Annotated in this window: 11 protein-coding genes; 7 read left to right on the forward strand and 4 right to left on the reverse strand. The window is 42.4% G+C overall.

Features of this window, described 5'->3' with window-relative positions:
• Nucleotides 1-523: 523 nt before the first annotated feature.
• Together V7K21_RS02700 and V7K21_RS02705 are read right to left on the reverse strand one after the other, a co-directional pair.
• Nucleotides 524-1,297, reverse strand: a complete 774-nt coding sequence (locus V7K21_RS02700; RefSeq protein WP_335171281.1) for a nucleoside phosphorylase — start codon at nt 1,295-1,297, stop codon at nt 524-526.
• Between the two features lie 58 nt (nt 1,298-1,355).
• Nucleotides 1,356-1,574: a hypothetical protein gene (locus V7K21_RS02705; protein WP_335171282.1), complete on the reverse strand. Its 219-nt coding sequence runs from the start codon at nt 1,572-1,574 to the stop codon at nt 1,356-1,358.
• Nucleotides 1,575-1,908: 334 nt separating this feature from the next.
• Here V7K21_RS02705 and V7K21_RS02710 point away from each other — a divergent pair, with 334 nt between their 5' ends.
• The 3 genes from V7K21_RS02710 to V7K21_RS02720 all read left to right on the forward strand — a co-directional run bounded on the left by V7K21_RS02710 (nt 1,909) and on the right by V7K21_RS02720 (nt 3,830).
• Nucleotides 1,909-2,130, forward strand: a complete 222-nt coding sequence (locus tag V7K21_RS02710) for a bromodomain-containing protein (RefSeq protein ID WP_335171283.1) — start codon at nt 1,909-1,911, stop codon at nt 2,128-2,130.
• Nucleotides 2,131-2,287: 157 nt separating this feature from the next.
• Nucleotides 2,288-2,839, forward strand: a complete 552-nt coding sequence (locus tag V7K21_RS02715) for an alpha/beta hydrolase (RefSeq protein WP_335171285.1) — start codon at nt 2,288-2,290, stop codon at nt 2,837-2,839.
• A 418-nt stretch (nt 2,840-3,257) separates the two neighbouring features.
• Nucleotides 3,258-3,830 carry an HdeD family acid-resistance protein gene (locus tag V7K21_RS02720; RefSeq protein ID WP_335171287.1) on the forward strand — a complete coding sequence of 191 codons (573 nt, stop codon included), beginning with the start codon at nt 3,258-3,260 and terminating at the stop codon, nt 3,828-3,830.
• Here V7K21_RS02720 and V7K21_RS02725 read toward each other — a convergent pair.
• Complete coding sequence (locus V7K21_RS02725) at nt 3,827-3,982, reverse strand: hypothetical protein (RefSeq protein ID WP_335171289.1); 156 nt, start codon at nt 3,980-3,982, stop codon at nt 3,827-3,829. The genes V7K21_RS02720 and V7K21_RS02725 overlap by 4 nt on opposite strands.
• Nucleotides 3,983-4,238: 256 nt before the next feature.
• Here V7K21_RS02725 and V7K21_RS02730 point away from each other — a divergent pair, with 256 nt between their 5' ends.
• Nucleotides 4,239-6,365 (forward strand): glycoside hydrolase family 10 protein, encoded by a 2,127-nt coding sequence (locus V7K21_RS02730; RefSeq protein ID WP_335171291.1) that lies wholly within the window; start codon nt 4,239-4,241, stop codon nt 6,363-6,365.
• Between the two features lie 242 nt (nt 6,366-6,607).
• On the opposite strand, the gene V7K21_RS02735 is transcribed toward V7K21_RS02730, so the two are convergent.
• A complete protein-coding gene (locus tag V7K21_RS02735; protein WP_335171293.1) occupies nt 6,608-7,141 on the reverse strand; it encodes a DUF3421 domain-containing protein in 534 nt (177 codons plus the stop codon).
• Nucleotides 7,142-7,650: 509 nt separating this feature from the next.
• Between V7K21_RS02735 and V7K21_RS02740 the strand changes: the two genes are divergently transcribed.
• From V7K21_RS02740 to V7K21_RS02750, 3 genes are all read left to right on the forward strand, one after another.
• Nucleotides 7,651-8,967, forward strand: a complete 1,317-nt coding sequence (locus V7K21_RS02740; protein WP_335171295.1) for an efflux RND transporter periplasmic adaptor subunit — start codon at nt 7,651-7,653, stop codon at nt 8,965-8,967.
• A 251-nt stretch (nt 8,968-9,218) separates the two neighbouring features.
• Nucleotides 9,219-9,959, forward strand: coding sequence for an SDR family oxidoreductase (locus tag V7K21_RS02745; protein ID WP_335171297.1), 741 nt, complete (start codon nt 9,219-9,221; stop codon nt 9,957-9,959).
• 254 nt (nt 9,960-10,213) lie between these two features.
• On the forward strand, nt 10,214-11,872 hold the full coding sequence (locus tag V7K21_RS02750; protein ID WP_335171299.1) for a pseudouridine synthase: 1,659 nt from the start codon (nt 10,214-10,216) through the stop codon (nt 11,870-11,872).
• Nucleotides 11,873-12,147: the final 275 nt, after the last annotated feature.

The following is a 12,147-nucleotide window of genomic DNA, read 5'->3' on the forward strand; positions in this document are numbered from 1 at the left end:
TCATTGGGAGACCTCAAGCTTTGGTTTCGTTACCTTTATCTTGTGGTTTCCCTTTCTTTTTTGCTACCCCTTCTCACTCACATAAGGCGTATTATATTATTTTTAAAAATTTGAAATGTTTATTAATATCTAAAATATTTATAATAATTTAAAAAATTATTATAAATATTCTCGCTAACGTGGATATTCTCAGGACACTTATAAAGAATTTATAATTCATAATTATTTGTGGAGATATTCTACTTTTTTCATTTATTTTTATCAAATTAAATTATATTTTTCTCAATATATATTAGCTATAATTACTAATTAAGAAATTAAAGATTAGGTAAAGACTCCATAAAACTACTGAGAGTTGATAGTGGTTCTCACTTCGGTGCAATACAGTCACAACCTCACCCCACATTTGAGGCACGCAAACACTCCTCTCTTTGATGCTTTGGAGAGGGGTAGGGAGTAAGGTTGAAAAATCTACTTCATGCAAACGAGAACCGCTATATTTATCAAGTAAATATTAATTAGCTTACTCAAAGGTTGTTGCTGCATGTACAGCAGTTGCGATCGCATTTTTAACAGCAATATCCTTTTGTTCTAAGATGATATTTTCACTAACAGTACGTCCAGCTACTACACCAGAAATAGCTGCTGCTGCAAAATTATACACTCCTGCCATTTTAAATAGTGTGCCGCATTCCATCTCATAATTTAAGATATTCAAGCGCCGATATTCTTCTGTGATGCCATGCAGCGATCGCATTAAATTTGGATTAGCTGAATCAATGCGTTCTTGTCCTTCGTAAAAAGTATCAACTGATGCCGTAATTCCTACGTGATATTCAACCTCTAATTCTCGTGCAGCTTTAACTAAGGCGACTGTGAGAAACGGATCAGCTGCGGCTGGATACTCCACAGGTGCAATGTCATTTGCTGCACCCTGGCGACACAATGCTGCACTGCTAATAACAACGCTACCAACGGTTACATCGGGTTGAATGGAACCACAAGTTCCTATGCGAATAATTTGCCGGATTCCTACTTGTATTAACTCATTGACTACAATACTTAATGAAGGCGCACCCATACCACTAGTAGCAGATAAGATGGGGCGACCATTTGGTAAGTATCCCACATAGCTATTGAGTCCGCGATTCTCTGATAACAAGCGCAAATCCTGCAAATAAGTTTGAGCAATTAAACGCGATCGTTCCGGATCGCCAGATAAGAGAGCAATGCTGGGAGGCAATGAACCCAAATCATCTTGCCCAAAGCCAATGTGATAAAAGCGTTTACCAGTCATAGAATTGAGAGTAGCGATCGCCTTAACACAATACTATGCTAGGGTGATTTCTATTTTCCTAGAGTAAATCTCCTCCTTCCCATATCTGAAGTTGTCTTTGTGCCGCAACTATACAATTGAGATGCTTGGGTGGATATAGAAAATGATTGTAGGCTAATGCCATCTGTCTAGCAGCTTCAGTATATGGCACTCGTCCGATTCCTGTACCCAATCCAGGACAGGCAATTGGCCTTGCGCCCTTACAATGGAGGGATTGCCTGACCATTGACAAGCTCATAGTATACATCTCCTTCGGGTAGAGCCAGAAATTCTTCTAAAGAGAGTTGACCTGCTATGTTAAGCATAAGCTGCATAAACGATCGCCTACATATATCTTACACACGCCATAAGTAGCAAAGCTTCAATAGTGAAAGTTTATAAGATATTGCAGCAGCGATGTTTACGACGGGCTACGCCTACGCACATCCTGACAAGAGTTATTATATTTGCGATCACTAAATTTGTTCCCTCGGAATGAGCCTCTTCAACCTATAGCAGGAGTCTAATGTTCCATTAAGCACCTACTATGAAGAACTAGGAAATCAAATTGCAGTATATCTACCTTTCAAATTATGGACTGGAAGTATAGGTGGAAAAATGGCTCTCAGCCAAGTCGAGATCAAGCGGCAAAAAACCCTCATTTGTTAGATGAGAGTCAGTTCGAGAACGAGCAAGACCGAAAGCTAGCTGAAGAATCTGCAAGGAAGCATTTGGGCATAACTGCACCAACCTTAGATGAGCAGCAGTCAATACTACCTCGTGCAGTTTCCCCTGATGAAAACTTTCTACAATAACACCATTTTCAAAAATCTTTGTAACAAATAAATTGGCTGTGGGGCATACAGATGTATGCCTTTAAGCATCTATCCTTAGCGGTAAGTTTGTGAAATAATATAACGCTTGGGCATTCTGTGCCCGTGTACGCTCCGCACCATTATAAAATTCGACAAAATGCAGATTTATCAACTTTTCAATCGATTAAACAGTAGGAAATTTACTAAGTTACTGACTCAGACTGTAGCTTTAGGCGTAGGTGCTATTGTTCTACTTTTAAGTACTAATGCTAATGCTGCCGAGCAAGTTGTTTTAAAGTATGGTACTTTTCAGGGGCAAATATCTGTTCAAGAATTAAGTCAGTTTACAGAAACTGGCAAGACTACCCCGACGTTAAGAGCTTATTTGGAGGCGGCTAAACAAGACCCCGCAGTAGCTCGTAAGGCATTGAAAGCCCCAATAAAAGCCGATCCTGCCTTTTTAAATAATTTATTGTCTAGCTGGGCTGGACCGATTTTGGTTGACCAAATTGGTGAGGTAGTTCACCCTCCCACAGGACAACTAGATCAGCAGGCCTTGCGAAGTGCTTTAAGTGCATCTATTAAACAAAGTGGTGAAGTTACACTGCTTGGAGCGATTCAGAATTATCCAAATACTTCTGTTGAACTTGAAGGAGACCATCTGATTGCTGTTTATGAACGCCTAAGCAATCTTGCAGAACTCTTATGAGGGCTACTTAGAGAAAATATATATGACTCATATTTGATTTTTGAAATAAACGTAGTGGAGTGACATGGTGCAATAGTCATAGGGTGTGTTATACCCTTGGCTAACGCACAGTTTTTATGATCTATTGCGGTGCGTTAGCCTAACGCCAGAACGCACCTATGACACTTAGATTTATTTTGCAGTGTCCAGATCCCCGACTTCTCATAGAAGTCGGGGATCTAACTTTTCACGAATGATTTAGGATTGCTGTAGTTAGTTGTCATCATATCACTGGTTTGGGGCTTCAATAGTCGTAAAGTTTAGTCATGATCAGGATTAAGTTAATACTGATGAGTCTATCTTAGGGTTCATACCCTGTTACTTATAAATTCCCTAATCTAAATGTAGAGTTGAGTCTAAAAATAGGGAAAAGATTTGTATGACAACCGATGCTCCTAAAAATCTTAACAAGGATTTTAATGGGTCACTGATAACTGGTGTTCTTCTGAGTATTTTGGGAGTTATTGCGATCGCAGTGCCTAGTCTCTCGACCATATTCGCCGAGACTTGGACTGCGCTGATTTTGATTTCCGTAGGATTTACAAAACTAGTTTATGCCACTCAAACCCGTCACAGAGGAGGTTTTATTTGGAAACTTCTATTGAGCGCACTCTATATTGCAGCCGGCATAATGCTGTTTGTTTATCCTTATACGGGTGTTCTCACAATAACTCTGTTGCTTGGCACCTTTTTGCTGACTGAAGGCACATTCGAGTTAATTCTGGCATTTCGGTTACGTCCGCAAGAGAACTGGACATGGGTACTAGGTGATGGCATTATTACGCTGGTTTTAGGGGCAATGATTTGGTTCCAGTGGCCCTTCGATGCGCCCTGGCTTCTTGGGACATTAGTTGGTGTCAGCATTATTTTCACTGGCATTTCACGCGTGATGCTATCATTGAATGCGCGTTCTAACTTGAATCCTCCTGATCAAACTGCAAAAGCCACTTAATACAGCATTTCTTTAATTTGTAGTGAATTAAATTTTGCAATCCGTTGCAATGTTAATGCAGCCCGATACAATGTTAATGCATTTCGATACAATGCCAATGCGTCAGCTACATTGTTAATGTGTCCCGATACAATGCCAATGTATCGGGACACAATGTTAATGCGTCGGCTACATTGTTAATGCGTGCCGATGCAATGTTAATGCGTTCCAGTGCATTAAAAACGTTACTGTTTAACGTAAAACTGTAGTTACTAAATGGGGAATGGGGAATAGGGAATAGCAATTACCAGTACCCCATGCCCAATCTTCAATAGTTCAAAGTTTATAAGACATTGCAGCAGCGATCGCTCTGATATTGCTAAATTAACTAAGGAAATCAAAATCCAGGCCAGCTAGCTGCAATCAACAATGGTATCTATTACTACTCCCTTCTCGGATATTCAAAACCATTGGGCACGCTTATTTATTACAGCCTTAGCCCAACGTGGTATTGTCAGTGGGTCACCTAATGGCACATATCGCCCCGATAACTCACTCACTCGTGCTGAATTTGCCGCCATCATCGCTAAGGCATTTCCCACAGTTACCAAGAAGCGGCAGTATATCCCCTTTGTTGATGTACCTACTAATTATTGGGCAGCAGCCGCCATTCAAGCAGCTTATGAAAAAGCATTTCTTAGTGGGTTTTCTGATAAAAGTTTCCGTTTTGCTAACCGAATTACTAGAGTAGAAGTCTTAGTTTCCTTGGTAGCAGGCTTAGAAATTGCCACCAAGGTAAAACCTGACCTCCTCTCAGCACTCCCAGAAATTTATCAAGATTCTGTTCAGATTCCTGGGTATGGTAGAAATCACATAGCTATTGCCACCAGCGCTGGATTGGTGGTTAGTTTCCCAAATGTGAAATTACTCAATCCCAATCTCGCAGCCACCCGTGCAGATGTGGCAGTAATTATTTATCAAGCTTTGGTGTATTTAGGTGAAGCAGAAAAAATTCCCTCTAGTTACCTAGTGCAGCCGCCAATACCGATACCAATACCCACACCAACGCCGACACCAACACCGACACCAACACCGACACCAACGCCAACGCCAACACCAACGCCAACACCAATACCCACACCCACACCCACACCCACACCTGTCGGTAGCGTTAGGATAAATCATAGTCGAGAATTCCGGGGGGCGTGGGTAGTATCTGTGTGGAATGGTGATTGGCCTTCCAAAGCCGGACTTTCTGTTGCCCAACAAAAAGCTGAACTCAGCGAGATTATTAGTAAATTACAAGCGCTAAATTTCAATGCCCTCATCTTTCAGGTGCGACCAGAGGGAGACGCCTTATATGAATCGAAATTAGAGCCTTGGAGTGCTTGGATTACAGGAACTCAAGGTCAAGCACCAGAACCATTTTATGATCCTTTAGCGTTTGCGATCGCAGAATGTCATAAGCGCAATATTGAACTTCATGCTTGGTTTAACCCCTACCGCGCTAGCACTTCCACCGACCCAGCCAAAACAGTTCGTCCTCACATAGCAGTTACCAATCCAGAAAGCGTTTATTTGTGGAAAACTCAACGCTGGATGGATCCAGGACTGAAAATAGTTCAAGACAGAGCTTACAACGTAATTATCGACGTAGTGAAGCGCTACGATGTTGATGGCATTCACTTAGATGATTATTTCTATCCATATCCCATCGAGGGACAGTCTTTTCCTGATAACAAAACCTACGCTGCATATAAAGCAGCTGGTGGTACACTCAACCTTGGCGACTGGCGACGGGACAACGTTAACAAAATGGTACAACGCCTCTGGCAGGGAATTAAAACAACCAAACCCGACGTTAAATTTGGTATTAGTCCCTTTGGGATTTATCGCCCCGGACAACCTGCTGGGATTACTGGGTTGGATGCTTACAATGTGCTGTATGCTGACTCGAAGAAATGGTTAGAAGAAGGCTGGATTGATTATATTGCGCCTCAACTTTATTGGCGCACAGATCAACCACAACAAAGTTATTTTGCGTTGCTAAAGTGGTGGACACAGGTAAATACAAAGCAAAGACACGTTTACGCTGGTAATAATTTGACAGAACCAAGCAACAAAAGTCGGGAGAGTGATGAGATTGAAAAGCAGGTGAAAATTAGCCGCGGCCAAGCTGGACAGTTGTCACTGGGGAATATCTTCTTTAATCTCGCTGTTTTGAGGGAAAATAGTCAGGGCATTGCTGATAAATTCCAAAGTCTGCTTTATAACAAACCTGCGCTACCTCCAACTTTGTCTTGGCAGGATACAACACCACCTTCTCCACCGATTGGATTACAAGTGAATAACCGCAAACTGAGTTGGCAGCCTGGTGATAATCAGCCAGTTCGTTCTTGGACACTTTATCGGCAAACTGGCGATACTTGGACAATTCAACGAATTTTGTCTGCTGGCACAACCTTCGCTACCGTTCAACTAGCGGGAACCTATGCCGTGTGTGCGGTGAACAGATTGGCGAATGAGAGTGTGGGAATAGTTATTACAGTTAGTTGAACCAAACCCGAATTTCTCACAAGCTATAAAAAATCATATTTACTGACTTCTCACCTACAAATACGCAGCTAGTTTGTAGCGTACAGCATTCACGGATTTTACAGTCCTTAAATGTATGGTAGGGACTGGAATAGCCTTACTGAGCCGACGATTCTTGCTGGCATGAGCTTTGGAGTTGACCTTTTTGACGATCCGCTCATGCCATTTCTTTCTATCTTCACCAAAAGTTGCCAAGTACCAGTTTAGTTTGCAGTTAGAATTTGGAAATAGCTTTTATATTGGTACTCTAGTCCTTTGTATGAAACATAGCAGATTTTATTTGGTGGATAGTATTTCCCAGGTGCATATCCCGTAGAAAGGATGGCTCTGCAAACATATAATGTGTTTTTACCATTATCTTCATTGCCCCCCCAAACTCGATCATTAGGCAACTTACCCGAAAAATTTATCCATTTCCAGTTATTTCCTGTTAGTACACGATATTTTGTGTAGCTATATTCTTTACCTCCCCATGGGATGTAGCAATATTTATAACTTGGTGCTGCCATTTTTCCAGGTGTATACTCACCATCATGTATAGCTTGACAAACATACAGTTTAGTTCCATTCTGACTGCCACCTACAAGAGCATTACGAGGTAAAGTTCCACTTTTTCCTGGAGTCCATAAAACACCCGCTAATGCAGGTAATCCTATAGAAACTGCTATTCCAACTGCTAGGAGTGTAGCCTTCCGATTAAATTTTCTTAAATTTGTTGCGATAGTTTTAAATTGCATATTTGATAAACTCTAAATTTTTAGAAAAATCGTAAAATCAACCTTTTGGAGAATGGTGAATAATAAATTAATCTTTGAAAAGAATCAACTTATTAAAAACCTATTTAATATTTTCATGTGTTATTATGCGCTCGTAAAATAAAAATTTACATTATTCCAAGATTCAGTAAACCAAAAAGTTTTTAGGAGCCTTACTATCTGGACATTTGAGCTAAAGCCATCTACCTCGCCAATTCAAGAGCAAGTCACCTCGCCACTACCATACCACTGTTGCAGCGATCGCTGTGAGGATGGGTATGCCAGCATTACCAAACGTTGTCCATGATAACTGGGTGCAAAATTAGGGATTCACCTTTCGGTAGATTTAGACAGGATTATCAAAACTGTATATTTGGATGGGGGAACACATAATTTGCCACAAAACCTCATGCTAAATCAGTAATTTCAATATCAACAGATGCAATTTTGATTGAATCTAGTTAATTTCTTCCTTAAGTTTCTCATCAGCCATGACATCCCCTGAGCCTCAAAATGATTTTGGAGACAAACCTCCACAAACCCCATTTGAGCCACCTTCTGGACAACGGCGGTGGCTTTGGTTATTTTTACCTGCACTACTATTATTAGGGGGCGGAACAGCTATAGTTTGGCGTTTACTCACTCCGCAAAATTCAGCACCTTCAACTGCTAATGCTCAACCTCAAGGGGTAAGAGTCAAAATATCGACAGTACAAAGCGGCATAATTGAGGAAAGTTCAGATTTTATTGCTAGCCTAAAATCCCAGCGCTCAGTCACGCTCCAGCCGAGGGTTCAAGGCCAAGTTACCCAGATATTTGTCAAATTGGGAGATCCAGTCATCCAAGGAGCGGCAATTATCCAAGTAGATCCTACTCCACAAGCAGGTGTCACTGGCAGCAATGCTGTACCTCAAGCATTTTTAGTGCAACTGGAAAATGCCCGCGCTACACTCAAATCTCTGGAAGCACAACGACCATCCTACGTTGCGAATCTGCAATTGTACCAGCAGAACTACGAAAAGTTTGTCACCCTAGCTCAAGAAGGAGCCGTGTCTCGACAGACTCGCAATCAGTTTGCTGATCGGCTCACCGCTGCTAAGACTAGTCTTGATGCAATTGATTCCAGGATTCAAGCACAACGCTCCAACATATTGCAGGCTGAAAAAGCCTTGCAGCAAGCTAATGTAAATATTCCAAACCAACAAGTCCCATTCCAGTCCGACAAAATTACCACTCCCTTTGGTGGCACAGTTGGCAACATCGCCGTGAAAGTAGGTGATTTAGTTAACACTTCCACACAATTAGTTAATATCACCCAAAATCGACCTTTAGAAGTTAATATCTCTGTGCCACTACAGCAAGGGGCCCTATTGCGTAAGGGAATGCCAGTGGAGGTCATGAACACACAAGGTGAGAAGCTTGGTAGAAGTAGGGTATTTTTTATTGCACCTAATGCCAGTAATCAAACACAAGGGATACTGATCAAAGCACTTTTTAACAACCCTAACGGTCAGCTACGTGCAGATCAATTGGTAAGGGCTAGAGTGTTCTGGAATCAGCGCCCCGGAGTTTTAATTCCCACAACAGCAATGACTCGTATCGCTGGGGACACTTTTGTTTATGTAGTTGAAACCGAAAAATCTCCCCAAGGTGTATCCCAACAAGTAGCTCGGCAAAGGCGAGTGAAGCTAGGCGAGATCAGAGATAATAATTACCAAGTTATTGAAGGATTACAGCCAGAAGATCAAGTTATTATCTCAGGGCTGCTCAATCTCAGGGATGGTGTTGCGATCGTTCCAGAATCTTAATTACAGCAGAATTCAAGTATTTGAACCACATCTGTCGTAAGGGCACAGCAATGCTGTGCCCCTACCGTGTGGTCTATTTACCTAATAAATACCTGTAAAGCGATTGAGAGCTTTCTGAACAGCTTTATAACCAGGAGCCTGCCTGCCTAATTTAAGATCCAATTGTTAGGCGATCGCTAAATTTAACCTTGATACAGTACTTTAACAGCAGATAATCACTTTGGATCACCAAAATAAAATCAGATTAATCTATGGCATCAATAGCTGGAAAAGTTGCAATTATCACTGGTGCATCGCGGGGAATCGGACGAGCGATCGCACTAAAATTAGCAGGTAACGGCGCATCTGTTGTCGTTAACTATGCGCGTAATGCAGGTAAAGCACAGGAAGTTGTTACAGAAATTGAAAAGTTGGGAGTACAGGCGATCGCTATCCAAGCTGATGTTAGCAAAGTACCCGACATCCAACGGTTATTTGAGCAAACACTTGAACGTTTTGGTAAAGTCGATATTTTGGTCAATAATGCCGGAATCATCTTTTATAAACCAATTACTCAGGTGACAGAAGAAGATTTCGACAAAATTTTTGCCACTAATGTCAAAGGTACTTTTTTTGCTTGCCAACAAGCCGCGCATCACATGGCAGAAGGGGGACGGATTATCAACTTTTCCTCATCAACTACGGTGATGATGCTGCCAACTTATAGTGCCTATGTAGGAACCAAGGGTGCTGTTGAACAAATCACGCGGGTACTAGCTAAAGAATTGGGTGCAAAGGCGATCGCAGTTAATGTTATTTCTCCTGGAGCCACCGATACAGAATTGTTTCGAGAAGGCAAAACACAAGAGCATATAGACCGTGTAGCCCAAATGGCTGCTTTTGGCAAACTGGGAGAGGTGCAAGAAATCGCCGACGTAGTAGCATTTCTGGCTAGCGACGAAGCTAGGTGGATCACTGGGCAAAACATCCGTGTAAACGGTGGAGCCGCGTGAGATGATCAAACTTAAGCGCAAAGCCCATGCGCCCCTCAATACTTTTCGGTTAAACGGCAATACAGTTTAGTAGGTTGGGTTGAGGAACGAAACCCAACATTATCAACCGTTCGTTGGGTTTCGCCAGCGCTCAACTCAACCTACCATTCTTATCCGAAAAGTATTGGTGCGCCCCTACTAACTAAGCGCCTATGTCTTGGAAAGTCTGTGTATAAGGCAAATTCATATTTTAACTCAGCAACGCCGTATATTTTATGGTAATTATACGTTCGCTTTCAGATTTCATTGACTGCAATGCTATCAGCAACTCATCTCCTAGTTATTACTATGAAGGGCGTTGTCTCCAAAGTGGCGATCGCCTAAAACTACCCCGCACCTCAATGGCTGAAGCGATCGCCCACGGACTAATGCAACAGCTTGCCAACAATGATTGTTATTCTCGTGAAGGCAAGATGTATGGAATACTATTGGTTGAACTGCCTAATGGCGAACAACGGGTACTCAAAGCCTTTTCCGGTCTTTTGAATGGTTGCAGTGTGGTTGAGGATTGGGTGCCACCAATTCCAGGAAGAGACGAGGTTGCTTTAGAGGAAGCGCGCACTTTGGCACAGTTGGACGCGATTAAGCAAGAAATTCTTACCTTGAAGCAACTGAGCGAACGCCAGCAGTACCAAACCCTATTTAATGAATTTGAGCAGCAATTGCAAGCAATGAGCGATCGTCATCGCCATTGCAAACATCAACGACAGGAAAAACGTCAGCAAATCTGCGATCCACTTACTCTTGAACAACTCGACGAAGAGAGTCGTCAGCAGGGAATTGAGCGACGACAACTTAAACGCCAGCAAAATGAAGTATTACAGCCTCTTCAACAGTTAATTGCAGCGACAGATGCGCGAATTAGCGAACTGAAACAACAGCGTAAAGCACTGTCTTGTCAATTACAAGCTCAGATGCACGCTACATACAGCCTGACTAATTTTTCCGGGCGATCGCGATCATTGCAGGAATTGATGCCAGGAGGCTTCCCTACTGGCACAGGAGACTGTTGTGCCCCAAAGCTGCTCCATTATGCGGCAACACATAATCTCAAACCACTGGCAATGGCGGAATTTTGGTGGGGTGCGTCTTCTGTAAATCAGGATAAAATTCAGGGAGAATTTTATGGAGCATGTGCCGAGCGATGTCAGCCATTAATGGGGTTTTTGCTTTCAGGCTTAAAACCTATTTCAATCCCAAACAGGGATGTATACACAATTAGCCCACTTTCCCCTACCAAAGCAGAGATCCCGATTATTTATGAAGACGAATGGCTGATTGCTGTAAACAAGCCTGCTGGGTTACTTTCGGTACCTGGTCGTTATCGCGATCGCCAAGATAGTGTTTTGAGTCGCTTACGTCATCTATTACCGCATGGCATAAGCCTTGCATCTGTGCATCGCCTAGATCAGGAAACTTCTGGTATTTTGTTGTTGGCGCGCGATCGTCAAACCCATCGGCAACTCAGCCAGCAGTTTCAGCAACGCCAGGTTTACAAGGTTTATGAAGCCATCCTTTCCGGTGCTGTGACAGTTGAGCAAGGTACAATTGAACTGCCATTGTGGGGAGATCCGGAAAATCGCCCTAATCAAAAAGTTGATTGGCAGCATGGTAAACCTAGCTTGACACATTTCCAAATAATGGCGAGAGAAGAAGACTACACCCGCGTAGAATTTACGCCGCTAACTGGACGCACTCATCAATTGAGGGTTCATGCAGCTGATGGGCGAGGACTTGGGGTAACTATTTTAGGCGATCGCCTTTATGGATGCTGTGCAGTTACTAATCGGTTACATCTACACGCCAGAGAACTTCGCTTCGAGCATCCGCAGTTAGAAAAAACCCTGCATTTACAAGCAATTACGCCCTTTTGATAATTAACGTTGACATCCAGAATATCTTATGGGCAATGACAAATTATTTTGCCACACGTCTTCAAAAATCCTCTAAGCTAAGTTAAAGGGTACACAAGTGTAAATACTAGGTTCCATGTCGTTAACACTTCTAGGATTAGTGGTATTAGTAACCGGACTGATTGCCGCATTAGTACAAGTATTATAGCAACCGCTAGGTTGGTTAGGACACTAAACTCAGAACATACTCCATCGCCGCTCGCAAGGTAGGGAAGTACTCCAGTTGCTTGCGGATA

The organism is Nostoc sp. (assembly GCF_036919595.1).
Lineage (GTDB): Bacteria > Cyanobacteriota > Cyanobacteriia > Cyanobacteriales > Nostocaceae > Nostoc.